This window comes from Micromonospora sp. NPDC051300, from assembly GCF_044455315.1.
GTDB classification, from domain to species: Bacteria; Actinomycetota; Actinomycetes; order Mycobacteriales; family Micromonosporaceae; genus Micromonospora; species Micromonospora robiginosa.
Genome location: NZ_JBITEP010000003.1, coordinates 39,527 through 56,988, shown reverse-complemented (window position 1 = coordinate 56,988; position 17,462 = coordinate 39,527). Strand labels below are relative to the sequence as shown.

The window sequence follows — 17,462 nt, the reverse complement described above, 5'->3', positions numbered from 1 at the left end:
ACCTCCCGGGAGCGGTCACGGCGAGCGCCGTCACACGCCGTACGCCAATGAAACGCCCTCCGGGCCACTTTCCCCGACACGACAGCCACGAATCGGTCGTAGTCGTAATTAAGTTGGTATACGCCGCGGGCGGCCCTCAGCCCTCCACCCGGGCCACCGCCCGGGCCGCCTCCGGGCCGGAGTCCAGCAGCACCCGGAACCCGTCCTCGTCGAGGATCGGCAGCTTCAGCGTGGCCGCCTTGTCGGCCTTGGAGCCGGGGTTGTCGCCGACCACCACGAAGCCGGTCTTCTTGGAGACCGACCCGGTGACCTTCCCGCCCCGGTTCTGGATCTCCTCGGCGGCCCGGTCGCGGCTGAACCCGGCAAGCGTGCCGGTGACCACGACGGTCACCCCGTCGAGCGGCCGAGGCCCCTCGTCACCGGCCTCTTCGGCCATCCGGACGCCGGCCTCGGCCCACTTGCGCACCACGTCGCGGTGCCAGTCGACGGCGAACCACTCCTTGAGGCTGGCGGCGATTGTCGGACCGACGCCGTCCACCGAGGACAGCTCCTCCTCGGCGGCCGCCTCGATCGCGGTGATCGACCGGAAGTGCCGGGCGAGCGCCTGGGCCGCGGTCGGGCCGACGTGCCGGATGGAGAGCGCCACCAGCACCCGCCACAGGTCGCGCTCCTTGGCCACGGCGAGGTTGTCGAGCAGCTTGGTGGCGTTGGTGCCGAGCGTGCCGTCCTTGTTGACGAAGAACGGCGAGCGGCCGAGCTGCTCGGCGTCGAGGCCGAACAGGTCACCCTCGTCGGTGATGACGCCGGCGTCGAGCAGCGCGGCGGCGCCCTTGTAGCCGAGCACCTCGATGTCGAAGGCGCCGCGCCCGGCCAGGTGGAAGACCCGCTCCCGCAGTTGCGCCGGGCAACTGCGGGAGTTGGGGCAGCGGATGTCGACGTCGCTCTCCTTGGCCGGCGCGAGCGGGGTGCCGCAGGCCGGGCAGGTGGTCGGCATGACGAACGCCCGGGCGTCGGGCGGGCGCAGCTCGACCACCGGGCCGAGCACCTCGGGGATGACGTCGCCGGCCTTGCGCAGCACCACCGTGTCGCCGATCAGCACGCCCTTGCGCTCCACCTCGCGGGCGTTGTGCAGGGTGGCGAGCGCGACCGTGGAGCCGGCCACCCGGACCGGCTCCAGCACCGCGAACGGGGTGACCCGGCCGGTGCGCCCGACGTTGACGTCGATGTCGAGCAGCGTGGTGTTGACCTCCTCCGGCGGGTATTTGAAGGCGATCGCCCAGCGGGGCGCGCGGCTGGTCGAGCCGAGCCGGCCCTGGATGGAGACCGGGTCGACCTTGACCACCACGCCGTCGATCTCGTGCTCGACGTCGTGGCGGTGCGTGCCGTAGTAGGCGATGTACTCCGCCACCCCGGCCAGGTCGTCCACCACCTTCCAGCGGTCGCTGGTGGGCAGCCCCCACGCCTTGAGCGCGGCGTAGGCCGCCGACTGGGCCTCCGGCCGGTAGCCCCTGCGGGCGCCGATGCCGTGCACGACCAGGCGCAGCGGCCGGGACGCGGTGATCCTCGGGTCCTTCTGCCGGAGGCTGCCGGCGGCGGCGTTGCGGGGGTTGGCGAACGGCGCCTTGCCCTGCTCGACCAGGCTGGCGTTGAGGTCGGCGAACCCGGCCACCGGGAAGTAGATCTCGCCGCGCACCTCGAGCAGCTCCGGCACGTCGGGGAAGTCGTCGGCCGGGGTGAGCCGGGCCGGCACGCCTCGGATGCTGCGCACGTTGGCGGTGACGTCCTCGCCGGTGCGGCCGTCGCCCCGGGTGGCGGCCCGCACCAGCCGGCCCTTCTCGTAGGTCAGGTTGATCGCCAGCCCGTCGACCTTCAGCTCGCACAGGTAGGGCACCGGGCCGCCGGCGTCGCGCTCGACCCGCTCGGCCCAGGCGGCCAGCTCCTCGTCGGCGAACGCGTTGTCGAGCGAGAGCATCCGCTCGGCGTGGGTGACCGCGGTGAAGTCGGTGGAGAACGTGCCGCCGACCCGCTGGGTGGGCGAGTCAGGGGTGCGCAGCGCGGGGTATTCCGCCTCCAACGCCTCCAGCTCGCGCAACTGCCTGTCGAACTCCGCGTCGGTGACGGTCGGCGCGTCCAGCACGTAGTAGCGGTATTGGTGCTCGGTGAGCTCCTGGCTCAACGTGGCGTGCCGCTCCCGGGCCGCCGGGGTCGGCTCGGCGCCGGCCGCCGCCTCCTGGGCGGCGTCGACCGTCTGGGGAACCGCTTCTTCGGACACGCCGCCTTCGGACACCGCTGTCGACCTCCCGTGCTCGTGCTACCCCCGAACCGTAACGGTCAGCTGTGACACCCGTCCGGCCACCCGGTCTGAGCAGGCACACCGGGGGCGGGACGGCGCGCGCCGCGCCGGCCGGGCGGACCGGCCGCGACCGTGCGACGATCGCGGCGGCGGCGGTGGGCCGAAACGGACGGAAGGCGGGGTACGGATGCGCGACGGGCTGCTCTGGGGGCTGACGATCGTGGCCTGTGTAGTGGCGGGATGGCTGTGGAGCGAGTGGCGCCGCCGGTCCGCCGACCGATCGTCCGGGGCCGGCCGGTCCGGGGATCGCCGGCGACCGGGGGCCGGCGGTGGCGGCCGGCCGGGCGGTGGCCGGACCGGCGGCGGCCGGACCAGCGCCCCGCCCCGGCCGCGCGACGCGGGGCGGCCGGACCGGGACCGCCCGCGACCGGGCGAGATCTGGTGGGCCGACGTGCCCTACGCCGACGGCACCGGTTCGAAGGTGCGCCCCTGCCTGGTGCTGCGCGTCGACGGCGCCGACGCCGAGGTTCTGAAGATCACCAGCCAGGACAAGTCGGACCGGGACGACCACGTGCCCGTCCCCACCCGGGGTTGGGACGCCGACGCCGAGCACGACAGCTGGCTGGACGTCAGCGCGCCAATCCCGGTGCCGTTGACGGCGTTCGAGGACAAGGCCGGCGACTGCGACGCCGGCGTCTGGCGGGGCGTGCGCCGCCTGCCCCACCTCACCGCGTGACGGTGCGGGCGCTCAGCCGAACGCGTCGGCCAGGGCGGTGAGCTGGTCGGCGTACTCGATCCGGGAGGACCAGGCCGCCGGCCAGGCGTCCATGCCATGTGCGGCGCCGACGAACGCGCCGGCCAACGCGGCGATGGAGTCGGAGTCACCGGCGGTGGTGGCGCCCCGGGCCAGCGCGCCTACCGGGTCGTCCGGGTGCCGCAGCGCGCAGAGCAGCGCGGTCGCGAGCGCCTCCTCGGCGATCCACCCCTCGCCGGTGAGCCGGCACGGGTCGCCCCCGTCGTCCGGGCGGGCCAGCGCCGCGTCGAGCCGGCCGAGCACCCGCAGGCAGTCGTCCCAGCCCCGGGCGACGAACTCGGCGGCGGTGGTGGCGCCGGGCCGCTGCCACAGGTCGCCGAGCCAGTCGCCCCGGTAGACCACGCGCTGCTCGTGGGCCCGCGCGGTGAGCAGGCCGGGCAGGTCCGGCAGCGCCGCGCCGTCGCGCAACAGCCGGACCGCGTACGCGGTCAGCTCGCTCGCCGCCAGCCCGGTCGGGTGGCCGTGGGTGAGACCGGCCTGGAGCTGGGCCAGCCCGGCCATCGTGTCGAGGTCGACGTCGAGCAGCCCGACCGGGGTGACGCGCATGTTCGCGCCGCACCCCTTCGAGCCGGCGACCGTGGCCTCCTGCCACCGGGTTCCTCGGCTCAGCTCGGCGCAGGCCCGCAGGCAGGTCATGCCCGGCGCGCGGTTGTTCTCGGGGCTCGCCGCCCAGTCGAGGAAGCGCTGCCGTAGCAGCGGCTCGACCGCTTCCGCGGTGAGCACGGGCGCGTCGTGCAGCGCCCACGCCACCGCCAGCGCCATCTGGGTGTCGTCGGTGACCAGCGCCGGGTCGCCCGCCAGCTCGCGCGGGCCGGCCGGCCCGTAGCGCCGGACGATCTCGGTGACGGTGAGGAACTCGGTCGGCTTGCCCAGGGCGTCGCCGTAGGCGAGGCCGAAGAGCGACCCGGCGGCGCGACGGTCGGTGGAGGCGGTCACGGTGGTGATCATGCACCCGCCGCGCAAGCCCCGCCCGGTCAGTCCCAGCAGAGGCAGAACGGGTGGCCGGCCGGGTCGGCGTAGACCCGCCAGCCGTCGCCCTCACCCGGCAGCCGCCGGGCGCCGAGAGCCAGCGCCGCCTTCTCCGCCGCCTCGATGTCGTCCACCGTCACGTCCAGGTGGAACTGCTGCGGCCGTTCCGGGTCGGGCCAGGCGGGGGCGAGCAGGTCGAGCGCCTTCTGGAAGGCCAGCCGGGGCTGCTCCCCCGGCGGGCCGCCGAGCACCACCCAGTCGTCGCCGTCCGAGTTCTCCTCGATCAGCGGCAGCCCGAGCAGCTCGGCGTAGAAGCCGGCGAGCGCGCGCGGATCGGGGCAGTCGATCACGGTGGAACGCAGTCGTCCGATCATGCGGTCCATCCTGCCCCCGGCGTACGACAGGAAAACGTCACTGCTCGGCGAGCCGCCGGCCGGCGTCGCGGCAGGCGGCCAGCACCGCCCGGGCGTACGCCGGGGTGGCGCCGGCCAGGCCGCAGGCGGGCGTCACCACGACCTGCTCGGCCAGCCGGCGGCGCGGGAACCCGAGCTGGTCCCAGACCCGGCGGACCCGGTCGGCGACCTCGGCGGACGTCGGCGCCCGGCCGGACGAGGGCGGCCGGGTGGGCGCGGCGCCGGCCAGCAGGCCGAGCCCGGCGTCGATCGCCTCGCCGAGCGGGTCCAGCGCCGTGACCAGGGAAAGGTCGAGGGCGACGCCGGTCGCGCCGGCGGAGCGGATCAGCTCCAGCGGTACGTCCGGCGCGCAGCAGTGCACCAGGGTGGGGACCCCGGCCGCGTCGAGCACGTCGCGCAGCAGCGCCCGCGCCACCTCGGTCTCCACCGCCCGATGGGTCCCGAAGCCGCTCTCGGTGGGCACCCGGCCGGCCAGCACCGCCGGCAGCGACGGCTCGTCGAGTTGGAGCAGCACCTCGGCGCGGGGCAGCCGCCGGGCCACCGCCGCCACGTGCCCGCGCAGCCCTTCTCCGAGCGAGCCGGCGAGGTCACGCACCGCGCCCGGGTCGCGCAGCACCCGGCCGCCGAGCGGCAGTTCCAGCGCGGCGGCCAGGGTGAACGGGCCGGCGACCTGGACCTTGACCGGACCGGCGTACTCCTCGGCCTGCTCGGCGAGCTGGTCGAGATCGCGTTCCATCAGGTCACGGGCGCGGCGCAGGTCCCGCCCGGGACGTGCGGCGATCCGCCAGCGGGCCGCGTACAGCTCGACCGGCAGTTCGACGAGCAGGCCGGCGGTGCGACCGACGAGGTCCGCGCCCGGCCCCCGGGCGGGCAGCTCCGGCAGGTGCGGCAGCGCGGGCAGCTCACCGAGCACGATCCGCTGCGCCTCGGCGATGTCGGTGCCGGGCAGCGAGCCGATTCCGGTCGCCGCCCCGGCCGGCCAGGGCCACTGCTGGTCAGTCACCGCCGCAGCCTATCCGCCGCGCCGACCCGCACACCCGGCACGGCAGCGCGGGCAGCGCGGGCAGCGCGGGCAGCGCGGGCAGCGCGGGCAGCGCGGGCAGCGCGGGCAGCGCGGGCAGCGCGGGCAGCGCGGGCAGCGCGAGGTCAGGGCGGATGACCGGCGCCTGGAGAACACCACCGAGCGGCCTACAAACTTGATGGCGTGGATGATTCAGCGAGAAACAGACAAGCATGTGTTCACGCCGACGAAGGTGCGACCGTCGTTCGTCGCAGTGACTCATCCACGCCATCAAGTTTGTAGGCGCTCGCGGGCGGCCCTGGGAGCCTCCGGCGGCGGAACCGTCAGCGCGGGACGAATCGGCGCAGACGCGAAGGGGGCGGGCGACGCGCGGGGACGGTGCGGGGGCGCGGCGGAGCGTCAGGCGGCGATGGTGGCGGAGCCGAGGACGACGTCTCCGGCCGGGTCCGGGCGGTAGGCCACGATCGCCTGGCCGGCGGCGACGCCGCGCAGCGGGCGGCGCAGCTCGGCGTGCAGCCCGTCCGCGTCCACCGAGACGGCGGCGGGCACCACGTCACCGTGGGCGCGCAGCTGCACCTCGCACTCGATCGGCCCGTCCGGGCGCGGCCCGCCGGTCCATACCGGGCGGGTGGCCCGCACGGCGGAGACCTCCAGTGCCTCGGCCGGGCCGACCGTGACGGTGTTGGTCGTGGGCGTGATGGAGAGCACGTAGCGGGGCCGGCCGTCCGGCGCGGGACGGTCCAGGTGCAGCCCGCGCCGCTGGCCCACGGTGTACTGGTAGGCGCCGCTGTGGTTACCCACCACCGCGCCGGTGAGCGCGTCCACCACCTGACCCGGCGCCTCGCCGAGCCGCTGGGCCAGGAAACCCCGGGTGTCGCCGTCGGCGATGAAGCAGATGTCGTGCGAGTCCGGCTTGTCGGCCACGGCCAGCCCGCGCCGGGCGGCCTCCGCGCGCACCTCGGCCTTGGTGGAGTCGCCGAGCGGGAAGATCGACCGGTCGAGCTGCGCGCGGGTCAGCACCGCCAGCACGTACGACTGGTCCTTGGCCGCGTCGACGCTGCGCCGCAGCAGGCCGTCCGGGCCGAGCCGGGCGTGGTGGCCGGTCACCACCGCGTCGAAGCCCAGGGCCACCGCGCGGTCCAGCACCGCGGCGAACTTGATCTTCTCGTTGCAGCGCAGGCACGGGTTGGGGGTACGGCCGGCGGCGTACTCGGCGACGAAGTCGTCGACCACGTCGTCGTGGAACCGGTCCGCCATGTCCCACACGTAGAACGGGATGCCCAGCACGTCCGCGGCGCGCCGGGCGTCCCGGGAGTCCTCAAGCGTGCAGCAGCCCCGGGCGCCGGTGCGGTAGGTCTGCGGGTTGCGGGCCAGCGCCAGGTGTACCCCGGTCACGTCGTGCCCGGCCTCCACCGCCCGCGCCGCCGCGACGGCGGAGTCCACCCCGCCCGACATCGCCGCCAGAACCCTCACCAGCCGACTCCCCTCGTCCTCATCACCGAGGGTATCCGGCTCAGCGGGGCGTGCGGAGGGCGGCCGCGCGCCGGGCCCGCTCCACGGCGGCCGGCAGCGCCGCGATGAGCGCGTCGACGTCCGCGCCGGTGCTGGTGTGTCCGAGCGTGAAACGCAGCGACGAACGGGCCCGGTCGTCGTCGGCGCCCATCGCCATCAGCACGTGCGACGGCTGCGCCACGCCCGCCGAGCAGGCCGACCCGGTCGAGCAGGCGATGCCCTGGGCGTCCAGGAGCAGCAACAGCGCGTCCCCCTCGCAGCCGGGGAAGGAGAAGTGCGCGTTACCGGGGAGCCGGTCGTCCGGGTCGCCGTTGAAGACCACCTCGGGCACCGCCCGCCGGACGCGCCCGACCAGCTCGTCGCGGAGCGCGGCGACGCGGGCCGCGTACTCCTGCTGGCCCTTCACCGCGGCCTCGACGGCGACCGCGAACGCGACGATGCCGGCGGTGTCCAACGTCCCGGAGCGGACGTCGCGCTCCTGGCCGCCGCCGTGCAGCAGCGGCGTCGCGGCGACGTCGCGGGCCAGCAGCAAGGCGCCGACGCCGGTCGGGCCGCCGAGCTTGTGCCCGGTCACGGTGAGCGCGGACACCCCGCTCGCGGCGAAGTCGACGGGCACCTGGCCGACCGCCTGGATAGCGTCGGTGTGGAACGGCACCCCGTGCTCGGCCGCGACCGCGGCCAGCTCGGCGACCGGCTGCACGGTGCCGACCTCGTTGTTGGCCCACATCGCGGTGACCACCGCCACCGAGTCGCCGTGCCCGGCCAGCTCGGCGCGGAGCCGCTCCGGGTCGAGCCGGCCGGTCGCGTCCACCGGCAGCCGGCCGACCCGGGCGCCCTCGTGCTCGACCAGCCAGTCCACCGCGTCCAGCACGGCGTGGTGCTCGACCGCGCTGGAGACCACCCGGACCCGCTCGGCCCGGGCGTCGCGGCGGGCCCAGAAGATGCCCTTGACGGCGAGGTTGTCGCTCTCCGTGCCACCGCCGGTGAAGATCACCTCGGACGGGCGGGCGCCGAGCGCGGCGGCCACCCGCTCGCGGGACTCCTCCACCCGCCGCCGGGCACGACGGCCCGCCGCGTGCAGCGACGACGCGTTGCCCACCTCGCGGGCGGTGACGACGTACGCCTCGAGTGCCTCGTCGAGCATCGGGGTCGTCGCCGCGTGATCCAGGTATGCCATCACCGTTCAGCCTAACGGCCCCAGGACTGCCGACCGCTGGCCGGACCGCCCGTCCCGCGCCGGGGCGGGACGGGCGGTCACGTGCCTCATGCGGGAACCGCGGTGACCACGATGTTGTCCCGGTAGTGCCGGGTCTTCGGGTCGAACGGCCCGCCGCAGGTGATCAACGTCAGGCGCGGCTTGCCGTCGCGGGCGAAGTACCGCTCCAGCGGGATCTTCGTCTTGGTGTACTCCTCGCGGGCCACCACCCGGTAGCGGCGTTCCTTGCCGTCCGAGCCGGTGGCGGTCAGGGTGTCCCCCCGGTCCAGTTCCCGGAGCCGGAAGAACGCTCCCTTGCCCTGCTCGGCGCTGTCCACGTGCCCGGCGATCACCACCGAGCCCGCCGCGGCCTCCAGGCCCGGCCCGTAGCGGTACCAGCCGACCTGGTCCACGCTCGGCGGCACCTCGAACTCGTTGGTGCGGTCGTTGATGCCGACCGGGTCGACCGAGGCGGTGACCTTGATCGGCGGGATGCTCAGCCGTACCGGTGGCACGGTCTTCCCGTCCGCCGGCAGCGTGCCGGCGTTCACCGGCACCGACGGGTCCCCGGTCGACGCCGCGCTCGGCGTCGCCGCAGGGGTGGTGCTGGCCAACGCCGCCGCCTCGTCGGCGCCGACGTCCTCGGCGGGCCGGGACCCGCACGCGACGAGCGCCGCCAGGGTGAGCGCGGTGGCGCCGGCGGCCATCGCCGCCAGCGCCCCGCGGTTGCGCACCGTCACCGGCGAGCGGCCCGGGTGGTGGCCACCCGCGCCCCGCCGCCGACCAGGAGCAGCACGCCGGCGCCGGCCAGCACGTACCACCAGGTGTCCACGCCGGTGCCGGCCTGGCCGCCGGTGCCGCTGGGCACGCCGCCCGGGGTGGAGTGCAGGCCGCTGATGGTCTGCGCGACGAGGTCCAGGTTCTTGGCGTCGGCGGAGCCGATCGCGTAGACGATGGTGGCGGTGCCCTCCTTCAGGTTCAGGTCGGCCGGGCCGATCGCGACGGTGTCGGTGCCGGCGAGCACGACGTCCGCCTTCACGGTGCCGGCGGCGACGTCGGCCTTGGCCTCCTTCGGGTTGGTCAGGCCCTCGAAGACCGGCTTGCCACCGGCCCGCACGTCGACGGCCGGGGCGGCGGCGGTGTGCCGGACGATCAGCCGGGCCTTGCCGGCGCCCACCTTGGACACGTCGTTGACGAACGGGGTGATCTGCGGCTTGCCGTCGGCGCTCAGGTGGGCGGCGAGGCTGATGTTCGCCCCACCCGGCACCTCGGCGTCGTCGACCTTGAGGATCGCCTTGTCGATCGCCTCGCCGGGCTTGGTCAGCGCGATGTCGTACTCGCCCTCGGGGAGGGTGAGCGGTCCGGCCACGTCGCCGGGCTTGAAGTTGTTCAGCGTCTTCTTGCCGTTGACGTAAACGTCGACCGGGGTGTCCGGGATGCCGTGGACCACGGAGACCTTCGACGAGGCGGCGTAGGCCGGGCTCATGGTCGCGGCGCCGACGCCGGCGAAGGTCAGGGCGGCCACCGCGCCGCCCGCGGCGACCCGACGGAACATGGCGAACTGCATTGTCTGCCTCCTGGTGGTTGGTGCTGATTCGTCAGGCCTGGCTTGCAGAACGGGTTACGCCGGCCCGGACGCCGCCGGATGCGCCCCGGATCCGTTTTCTTTTTTCGGCCGTGGACGCATCCGGCGGGGCCCTCGGCGACGAAGAGGAGGTGACGGGCGTTGCACGCGACACACCGGGAGAGTGGGGCGGGGGCGGTGGGAGTTACAGTTCGGCATGCCCCACGGATGGCGAGCCGCCCGGTGACGGCGGCGAGGCAGGGACCCGAGCCGCCGAAGGACGACGATCTCGCGGCGCGGTTCCGCGCCGGCGACGAGGTCGCCCTGCGGGAGGCGTACGACCGGTTCGGCCGAGCGGTGCTGCACCTGGCCGCCTCGACGCTGGCGAACCGGAGCGACGCCGAGGACGTGACCCAGGCGACGTTCGTCGCCGCCTGGCTCGGTCGGGAGACGTTCGACCCGACGAAGGGATCACTGATCGGCTGGCTGCTCGGCATCGGGCGGCGCAAGGTGGTCGACCGGATCCGGGCCTCGGCCCGGGAGACCCGGGTGGTCGAGACGGTCAAGCAACTGCCCGAGCCGGTGGACACCGGCCCCGACCCCGACACGGTGGTCGACCGACTGGTGGTCGCCGACGAGCTGGCCCGGCTCCCCGACGAGCAACGTCGGATGCTCGAGTTGGCGTTCTACGACGACCTGACACACCAGCAGATCTCGGCCGTGACCGGAGTGCCGCTGGGCACGGTCAAGAGCCACATCCGGCGCGGCATGCAGAGCCTGAAACGCAGATGGGAGGTGGACGGTGCAGCACCTGGACCACGACCGGCTGGTCTTTCTGGCGCTCGGTGAGAGCGAGGCGGCCGACGGAGAATCCACCCACCTCGCCACCTGCGCACACTGCCGCGGCGAGTTGGAGACGCTTCAGCACGTGGCCGGCCTGGGCGCCGGCACCCAGGGCCTGACCGAGTTGCCCGACCCGCCGGAGCACCTCTGGCAGGGCATCGTCGCCGAGATCCGGGCCGCCGAGGAACTGCCCACGTTGAACGGTCGCCGTCCGGCGGCGGGCGTCGACGTGGCAGGTGACCCGACCGGCCGGCCGGCCACCGTGAGCCGGCCACGTCGCGGCCGTCGGTGGCCCCGCTGGGCGAGCACCGCGGTCACCGCCACCGCCGCCGCGGTCATCGGTGTGGTGGGCACCGCGGTGGTGCTCGGCGCCGGTGGCGACGAGCCCGCGCCGCAGCCGACGGTGCTGGCCAGCGCGCCGCTGGCCGCGTTCGGCTCGACCCCGAAGGACGCCTCGGGCGACGCCCGGGTGCTCGGCGACAACCAACTGCACCTGCATGTGGCGAATCTCCCGAGCGTTCCGGGGTACTACGAGGTCTGGCTTATCGACCCGAAGACGATGGAGATGTTCTCGGTGGGCACGTTGAGCAACGGATCGGGGGACGCGTTGCTGCCCATCCCCCGCAACGTGGACCTGCGCACCTTCACCGTCGTCGACGTCAGCGCCGAGCAGTACGACAACAAGCCCGCCCACTCCGGCGACAGTTTGCTGAGGGGCACCCTGACGGGCTGATCGGCGGGCCGGCTCAGCTCCCCGGCCCGCCGATCAGCTCCCTGCGAGAAAAGGCCGCCGCCCGGATCACCGGGCGGCGGCCTTCGTTCGTGACCGGGGGTCACTTACGCTTGCGGATCTCCTCCGCGGCCTGCGGGACGATCTTGAACAGGTCGCCGACCACGCCGTAGTCGGCCAGCTCGAAGATCGGCGCCTCGCCGTCCTTGTTCACCGCGACGATGGTCTTCGAGGTCTGCATGCCGGCCCGGTGCTGGATCGCGCCGGAGATCCCGAGCGCGACGTAGAGCTGCGGGGAGACCGTCTTGCCGGTCTGGCCGACCTGGAACTGGTGCGGGTAGAAGCCGGAGTCGACCGCCGCGCGGGACGCGCCGACCGCGCCGCCGAGCAGGTCGGCCAGCTCCTCCACCAGCTTGAAGTTGTCGGCGTTGCCGACACCGCGACCGCCGGAGACGACGATCGACGCCTCGGTCAGCTCGGGGCGGGAGCCCTTCTGCTCGGCGACCCGCTCGACGACCTTGGCCAGCTTGTCCGCGTCGGTGACCGACACGGTGAGCTGCTCGACGGCCGGGCTGGCCGCGGCCGGGGTCGGGTTGAGCGAGTTCGGCCGGACGGTGACCAGCGGCAGGCCCTTGGTGACCTTGGACTTGACGATGGTGGAGCCGGCGAACGCGACCTGGGTGGCGGTGCCGTCGGCGTCCAGCCCGACCACGTCGGTCAGGATGCCGTTGTCCAGCTTGACCGCCAGGCGGGCGGCGATCTCCTTGCCCTCCTGCGAGGAGGCGAGCAGCACGGCGGCCGGCTTCACCCGCTTGACCAGCTCGGCGACCACGGTGGCCTTGGGCGCCACCAGGTAGCCGTCGATCTCCTCGCCCTCGGCGGCGTAGATCTTCTCCGCGCCGTACTCGCCCAGCTTGGCACCGAGCGCCTCGGCGGCGCCGGCGCCGCCGAGCACGACCGCGCTGGGGGTGCCCAGCTCGCGGGCGAGGGTGAGCATCTCCAGGGTGACCTTCTTGACGCCGAATTCCCGGGTGGCTTCGACGACGACGAGAACCTCAGACATGTCCAGACCTCTCACACGAACTTCTCGGTGGCGAGGAACTCGACCAGCTTGACGCCGCCCTCGCCCTCGTCGGTGATCTTCTCGCCGCCGGAGCGCGGCGGGCGCTTGGTGTGCTCCAGCACCGCGCTGGTGGCGCCGTCGGCGCCCACCTCGGTCGGCGCCACGCCCAGGTCACCCAGGGAAAGCGTCTGCACCGGCTTCTTCTTGGCGGCCATGATGCCCTTGAAGGACGGGTAGCGCGGCTCGTTGATGGTGTCCCAGACCGAGACCACGGCCGGGGTCGAGGCGGTGACCACCTCGTAGCCCTCCTCGGTCTGCCGCTCGGCGGTGAGGGTGGCGCCGTCGACGGTGAGCTTGCGCGCGCCGGTCAGCGCGGCCACGCCCAGTCGCTCGGCGATCATGTGCGGCATGACCTGCACCCGGCCGTCGGTGGACTCGGCGCCGCAGATGACCAGGTCGGCGTTGAGCTGCCCGAGGGCGGCGGCGAGCACCTTCGAGGTGGCCACCGCGCAGGAGCCGTGCAGCGCGTCGTCGACGACGTGGACGGCCTTGTCCGGCCCCATGGAGAGCGCCTTGCGGATCGACTCGGTCGCCCGGTCCGGACCCATGGTCAGGATGGTGACCTCGCCGCCGTGCGCCTCCTTGATTTTCAACGCCTCTTCGATGGCGTACTCGTCCATCTCGTTGATGACGTTGTTCGCCGAGCCGCGGTCGACGGTGTTGTCGTCAGGACGCAGGTTGCGGTCCGCGCCCGAATCGGGCACCTGCTTGACGAGTACGACGATGTTCATCGCGCTTCGACGACCCTCCTGTTTGGTGTAGCGATCACTCGCCCGGTCACGGGCGCAGCCTCCCGCGTGACTTAACGCTCGGTCAACCGCGGGGCGCTGTGCACTTGCCCACGGGCCAATGTTACCCGCAAGTAGCATCGACTCCCCGTGGGCCCGGAGTGACGCAACTCACCGTAGCCCGGCGGCGCTCAGGCCGCCTCGGCGAGGGCCATCCGGATCTTGTCGATCGCCGCCGCCTCGGCCGGCTCCATCCCCCGGTGCGCCTGCGCCACCCGGTCCGCCGCCGCCAGCACCACCGACCGGTACGCCTCGACGTCCCCCGGCGACTTGGCCCGCAGGATCTCCACCGCCCGGCCCAGCGCCGGCAGCACCACCGACTCGATCTCCAGCGCGGAGTCGCGCGGCAACTGCGGCAGCGGCCCGGTGGTGAGCGCCTCCTTGACCACGCCGCCGACGTCGGCCAGCGCCCCGGACGCGGCGATGCTCTCCCGCACCATGCCCAGCACCCCCGGCACCGCGTTGGAGACCAGGAACACCGCCCCGAACGCGCCGGTCTTCAGGGTGAGCTGCTCGTCCGCCGTCAACCGGTCCATGATCACGGAGTGTAGACGTACGGCGTGGTGGTGGTGACCGCAACGAGACCGAGCCGCTCCAGGATGGGCCGGCTGTCCGGCGAGCAGTCGACCTGCACCAACGTCTTGCCGCGCTGCTGCGCCAGCCGCGCCCGGTGACCCACCAACGCCCGGTAGATCCCCTTCTTCCGCCACTGCGGCAGCGTCGACCCGCCCCAGAGGCTGACGAAGCCGGTGTCGCCCTCGAAGCGGACCCAGCCGGCGCTGACCACCGTCCCACCGGCCTCGGCCACCACGATCACGATGGACTGGGGATCCGCCTCGATCTCGCGGGCCAGCCCGGTCACCAGGTGACTCCGGTCGTCGTGCCAGACCTCCTCCTCCATGGCGGCGATCCGCTCCAGGTCGGCCCGGCTGGTGACCTCACGCAGGCGTACCCCCTCGGGGAGGACCGGGACGGCGGCGGCGAGCGGCGCCACCGGGCCGACCACGACGGTCTCCTGGTCCTCCGGCACGAAACCGGCGGCGCGCAGCCGGTCGGCCAGGTCGGCCGGCTCGTCGTGCCCGGCCAGCTTCCACTCGACCGCCTCGCCGCGCGCCCGGAAGACGTCGACCTGGCGGGCGATCAGCGCGTCCAGCTCGGCGCCGGCCAGGCCGCCCAGCGTCCGGTAGGTGAGGAAGCCCCGCTGGTCCAGGCCGAGCACGCGGAACAGCGGGCCGTCCCGCTCGATGGTCACCCCGGCGGGCACCGGGTTCGGCAGCTCCGGTCGGATCTGGCTGTCATAGGCCTCGCGCAGGGCGCGCGCGTCAAGATCGGTCATCCCCCAAGGCTAGGCCGGGAGCCAAGCGGATAATCGGTGCCGTGTGGGAGTCGATCAGGCGCTGGTTCGACCCGCGGGAGCTGCGCTCGGTCGGCACCCCGCCGGACTACCGTTTCTCGCTGGCCAACGAGCGGACGTTCCTGGCCTGGCTGCGGACCGGGCTGGCGCTGGTCGCGGGCGGGCTGGCCGCCGCGCAGTTCCTGCCCCCGCTCCCGCTGGCCCACCTACGCGAAGGGCTCGCCGTCGGGCTGCTGCTGCTCGGCGCCACCGTGTCGATCCGGGCGGTGGACCACTGGGCCCGCACCGAACGCGCGATCCGGCTCGGCGAGGAACTGCCCGCGTCCCGCTTCCCGGCCGTGCTGGCGCTGATCGTCGCGGTCGGCGCGCTGCTGCTGGTGGCCGCCGTGCTGCTGCGGGGCGCCGGGTGACCGCGCTGCTCCGGAAAGGAACCCGGTGAGCGCCGACCCCGGGCTGCCCGGCGAGCGCACCCGGCTGTCCTGGCGGCGCACCCTGCTCACCCTGACCGCGGTGCTGCTGCTCCAGCTCCGGCCCGCGTTCACCGGTCGCGTCCTGGACGCGGTGCTGGCCGGGGTCGCGGTCGCGGTCTGGCTGGTCGTGCTCGCCGCCGCCTGGCGGCGGGCCACCGGGGCCGGACCGCACCGGCTCGGCCGGGTCGCGATGCCGCTGACCGCGCTCGGCGCCACCGCCCTGGCCCTGCTCGGCGTGGCACACGTGCTCGGCAGGGTGCACTGACCGCGCCCGGTGCGCCATCATGGGGCATGGCCCGCCTCTACGTACTGCTGTTCCTGGTCCAGGTCGTGCTCGCCGTCTGCGCGCTGATCAGTTGCCTCTCCGCCGAGGACGAGCAGGTCAAGGTGCTGCCCCGGCTGGTCTGGGTGCTGGTCATCCTGTTCTTCCCGCTGGTCGGCTCGATCGCCTGGTTCGTGGCCGGCCGGGAGCGCCCGGACGGGCCGCTCGGCGCCACCGGAGCGACCGGCTCCGCCGCCCCGGCCCGCCGGCCGGTCGCGCCGGACGACGACCCGGACTTCCTCGCCTCGCTCGACAAGCGTTCCCGCGACGAGGACCGGGATCGCCTCCAGCGCTGGGAGGACGACCTGCGTCGGCGCGAGGAGCAGCTACGCGACCGCCCCGACGACCGGGACCGCCCGGAGGTCTGACCGCCGCGACGGCCGCCCGGTGAGCGGCCGTGCGGCGTCGCGGTCAGGCCAGGTTCGACGACCGGGGGTACGCGTCGGTCGGGTCGGTCAGCACGTTGACCAGGTACGGCACGCCGGCGTCGAACGCGCGGCCGAGCGCCGGGCCGAGGTCGGCGGCCTTCTCCACCGTCTCGCCCGCCCCGCCCAGCGCCTCGACCACCTTGTCGTAGCGCAGCCCCGGCTGAAGGTCGGCGGCGACGTCGTAGCCGTACATGGCGCGCATCGGGTGCTTCTCCAGCCCCCAGATGCCGTTGTTGCCGACCACGATCACCACCGGCAGCTTCTGCCGGGCCAGCGACTCCACGTCCATCAGCGAGAAGCCGGCCGCACCGTCGCCCATCAGCACGCAGATCTGCCGGTCCGGGTGGCTGACCCGGGCGCCCATCGCGTAGCCCATGCCGGTGCCGAGGCAGCCGTACGGGCCGGGGTCGAGCCAGGTGCCGGGCTGGGCGGGTTCCAGGTATCTCCCCGCGTACGAGACGAAGTCGCCGCCGTCGCCGATGGTGATGGCGTCCGGGGCGAGCACCCGACGCAGCTCGCCGTAGACCCGGGCCGGCCGGATCGGGTCGGTCTCGGCGCCCATCTCCTCGGCGTCGCGGGCCTTCGCCGCGTCCTCGGCGGTGCGCAGCTCGGCGATCCAGTCGGCGTGGTCGGCCCGGTCGCCGGCGTGCTCGGCGAACGCGCCGAGGATCAGCCGCAGATCGCCGGCGGGCGCGGCGGCCGGCTGCACGTGCCCGGCGCGCTGGCTGGGCGCGTCCACCACGTGCACCACCTCGGCGTCGCCGAAGTCGCCGAAGGAGAGCCGGAAGTCGAGCGGCGTGCCGACCACCACCACCACGTCGGCGCCCTTGAGCGCGACCCGGCGGGCCTTGGCGAAGGCGAGCGGGTGCGTCGGCGGCAGCGCGCCCCGGCCCATCCCGTTGGTGAACACCGGCACCTGGAGGGACTCGGCGGCGGCGCGGAGGGCGTCGACGGCGTCCCCGGCGTACACGTCGGAGCCGGCGATGATCACCGGCCGGGACGCGCCGGCGATCAGGCCGACCGCCTTCGCCACCTCGTCCGGGTCGGGTTCGATCGGCGCGGGCGGGGTGACCGCCGGCAGGTCGGCGTCGCCGATCGAGAAGACCGCCTCCAGCGGGAAGTCCAGGAAGACCGGACCCCGGTGCGGGGTGAGCGCGGTGGTCAGCGCCGCCGACACCGCGCGCGGGATGTCGTCGGCGCTGAACACCGTCTCGGCGTGCTTGGTCACCGGCGCGACCAGCGGGAGGTGGTCCATCTCCTGGAGGCTGCCGGAACCCCAGCGGAACTGCGGGGCCCGGCCGCCCATCACCAGCACCGGCGAGGCGTTGAAGAACGCGCTGGTCAGCCCGGAGACGCCGTTGGTGACGCCGGGGCCGGCGGTGAGCACGGCCAGGCCGGGGCGGCGCTGGAGCTTGGCCACCGCCTCGGCGGCGAACACGGCGGACTGCTCGTGCCGCACGTCGTAGAGCGGGAAGCCGGCCTTGTGCGCCGCGTCGTAGAGCGGGAACACGTGCCCGCCGGAGAGCGTGAACATCTCCCGTACGCCGTGCGCGCGCAGCGCCGCCAGCGCCAGCTCGCCGCCGTGCCCCTCGACGTGTTCCGTCATGCCACTCCCCTTCGTCG

General features: G+C 74.2%; 20 protein-coding genes. 6 read left to right on the top strand and 14 right to left on the bottom strand.

What is annotated here, in order from left to right; translation table 11 throughout:
- Positions 1-136: 136 nt before the first annotated feature.
- Entirely contained in the window at positions 137-2,272 is a 2,136-nt protein-coding gene (ligA, locus tag ACIA5A_RS05215; protein ID WP_396756633.1) for an NAD-dependent DNA ligase LigA, read from the bottom strand.
- Between the two features lie 208 nt (positions 2,273-2,480).
- Between ligA and ACIA5A_RS05210 the strand changes: the two genes are divergently transcribed.
- Entirely contained in the window at positions 2,481-3,029 is a 549-nt protein-coding gene (locus tag ACIA5A_RS05210) for a type II toxin-antitoxin system PemK/MazF family toxin (RefSeq protein WP_396756631.1), read from the top strand.
- A gap of 12 nt (positions 3,030-3,041) precedes the next feature.
- On the opposite strand, the gene ACIA5A_RS05205 is transcribed toward ACIA5A_RS05210, so the two are convergent.
- From ACIA5A_RS05205 to ACIA5A_RS05170, 8 genes are all read right to left on the bottom strand, one after another.
- The gene (locus ACIA5A_RS05205) at positions 3,042-4,055 is read right to left on the bottom strand and encodes an ADP-ribosylglycohydrolase family protein (protein ID WP_396756629.1); all 1,014 of its coding nucleotides are present in this window, start codon (positions 4,053-4,055) and stop codon (positions 3,042-3,044) included.
- A gap of 26 nt (positions 4,056-4,081) precedes the next feature.
- Positions 4,082-4,450, bottom strand: coding sequence for a VOC family protein (locus ACIA5A_RS05200; protein WP_396756627.1), 369 nt, complete (start codon positions 4,448-4,450; stop codon positions 4,082-4,084).
- Positions 4,451-4,487: 37 nt separating this feature from the next.
- Positions 4,488-5,492, bottom strand: coding sequence for a methionine synthase (locus ACIA5A_RS05195; protein ID WP_396756625.1), 1,005 nt, complete (start codon positions 5,490-5,492; stop codon positions 4,488-4,490).
- The gene (locus tag ACIA5A_RS05190; protein WP_396756623.1) at positions 5,485-5,724 is read right to left on the bottom strand and encodes a hypothetical protein; all 240 of its coding nucleotides are present in this window, start codon (positions 5,722-5,724) and stop codon (positions 5,485-5,487) included. The genes ACIA5A_RS05195 and ACIA5A_RS05190 overlap by 8 nt, the downstream gene beginning before the upstream one ends.
- A 185-nt stretch (positions 5,725-5,909) precedes the next feature.
- Positions 5,910-6,983, bottom strand: coding sequence for a tRNA 2-thiouridine(34) synthase MnmA (gene mnmA, locus ACIA5A_RS05185; protein WP_396756621.1), 1,074 nt, complete (start codon positions 6,981-6,983; stop codon positions 5,910-5,912).
- A 40-nt stretch (positions 6,984-7,023) separates the two neighbouring features.
- Complete coding sequence (locus ACIA5A_RS05180) at positions 7,024-8,199, bottom strand: cysteine desulfurase family protein (RefSeq protein WP_396756620.1); 1,176 nt, start codon at positions 8,197-8,199, stop codon at positions 7,024-7,026.
- 86 nt (positions 8,200-8,285) lie between these two features.
- On the bottom strand, positions 8,286-8,957 hold the full coding sequence (locus ACIA5A_RS05175) for a class F sortase (RefSeq protein ID WP_396756618.1): 672 nt from the start codon (positions 8,955-8,957) through the stop codon (positions 8,286-8,288).
- Positions 8,954-9,784 carry a DUF4397 domain-containing protein gene (locus ACIA5A_RS05170; RefSeq protein ID WP_396756616.1) on the bottom strand — a complete coding sequence of 277 codons (831 nt, stop codon included), beginning with the start codon at positions 9,782-9,784 and terminating at the stop codon, positions 8,954-8,956. Before ACIA5A_RS05170 ends, ACIA5A_RS05175 begins: the two co-directional genes overlap by 4 nt.
- A 240-nt stretch (positions 9,785-10,024) precedes the next feature.
- Between ACIA5A_RS05170 and ACIA5A_RS05165 the strand changes: the two genes are divergently transcribed.
- Both ACIA5A_RS05165 and ACIA5A_RS05160 read left to right on the top strand, forming a co-directional pair.
- Positions 10,025-10,630 carry an RNA polymerase sigma factor gene (locus ACIA5A_RS05165; RefSeq protein ID WP_396756614.1) on the top strand — a complete coding sequence of 202 codons (606 nt, stop codon included), beginning with the start codon at positions 10,025-10,027 and terminating at the stop codon, positions 10,628-10,630.
- Complete coding sequence (locus ACIA5A_RS05160; RefSeq protein WP_396756612.1) at positions 10,584-11,357, top strand: anti-sigma factor; 774 nt, start codon at positions 10,584-10,586, stop codon at positions 11,355-11,357. Before ACIA5A_RS05165 ends, ACIA5A_RS05160 begins: the two co-directional genes overlap by 47 nt.
- A 100-nt stretch (positions 11,358-11,457) precedes the next feature.
- Here the strand turns inward: ACIA5A_RS05160 and ACIA5A_RS05155 are convergent, their stop codons facing one another.
- From ACIA5A_RS05155 to ACIA5A_RS05140, 4 genes are all read right to left on the bottom strand, one after another.
- Entirely contained in the window at positions 11,458-12,417 is a 960-nt protein-coding gene (locus ACIA5A_RS05155; RefSeq protein WP_396756610.1) for an electron transfer flavoprotein subunit alpha/FixB family protein, read from the bottom strand.
- 11 nt (positions 12,418-12,428) lie between these two features.
- A complete protein-coding gene (locus ACIA5A_RS05150; RefSeq protein ID WP_396756609.1) occupies positions 12,429-13,208 on the bottom strand; it encodes an electron transfer flavoprotein subunit beta/FixA family protein in 780 nt (259 codons plus the stop codon).
- A 188-nt stretch (positions 13,209-13,396) separates the two neighbouring features.
- Positions 13,397-13,801: a hypothetical protein gene (locus ACIA5A_RS05145; RefSeq protein ID WP_396756607.1), complete on the bottom strand. Its 405-nt coding sequence runs from the start codon at positions 13,799-13,801 to the stop codon at positions 13,397-13,399.
- A 2-nt stretch (positions 13,802-13,803) separates the two neighbouring features.
- Positions 13,804-14,601: a GNAT family N-acetyltransferase gene (locus ACIA5A_RS05140; protein ID WP_396756605.1), complete on the bottom strand. Its 798-nt coding sequence runs from the start codon at positions 14,599-14,601 to the stop codon at positions 13,804-13,806.
- A 41-nt stretch (positions 14,602-14,642) separates the two neighbouring features.
- Here ACIA5A_RS05140 and ACIA5A_RS05135 point away from each other — a divergent pair, with 41 nt between their 5' ends.
- Genes ACIA5A_RS05135 through ACIA5A_RS05125 form a run of 3 tightly spaced genes read left to right on the top strand, consistent with a single transcriptional unit; the run spans position 14,643 to position 15,779 of the window.
- Positions 14,643-15,029, top strand: coding sequence for a YidH family protein (locus tag ACIA5A_RS05135; RefSeq protein ID WP_396756603.1), 387 nt, complete (start codon positions 14,643-14,645; stop codon positions 15,027-15,029).
- 25 nt (positions 15,030-15,054) lie between these two features.
- Entirely contained in the window at positions 15,055-15,354 is a 300-nt protein-coding gene (locus ACIA5A_RS05130; protein ID WP_396756601.1) for a DUF202 domain-containing protein, read from the top strand.
- A gap of 26 nt (positions 15,355-15,380) precedes the next feature.
- Positions 15,381-15,779, top strand: coding sequence for a PLD nuclease N-terminal domain-containing protein (locus tag ACIA5A_RS05125; protein ID WP_396756599.1), 399 nt, complete (start codon positions 15,381-15,383; stop codon positions 15,777-15,779).
- Between the two features lie 43 nt (positions 15,780-15,822).
- Here the strand turns inward: ACIA5A_RS05125 and ACIA5A_RS05120 are convergent, their stop codons facing one another.
- Positions 15,823-17,445, bottom strand: coding sequence for an acetolactate synthase (locus tag ACIA5A_RS05120; RefSeq protein ID WP_396756597.1), 1,623 nt, complete (start codon positions 17,443-17,445; stop codon positions 15,823-15,825).
- Positions 17,446-17,462: the final 17 nt, after the last annotated feature.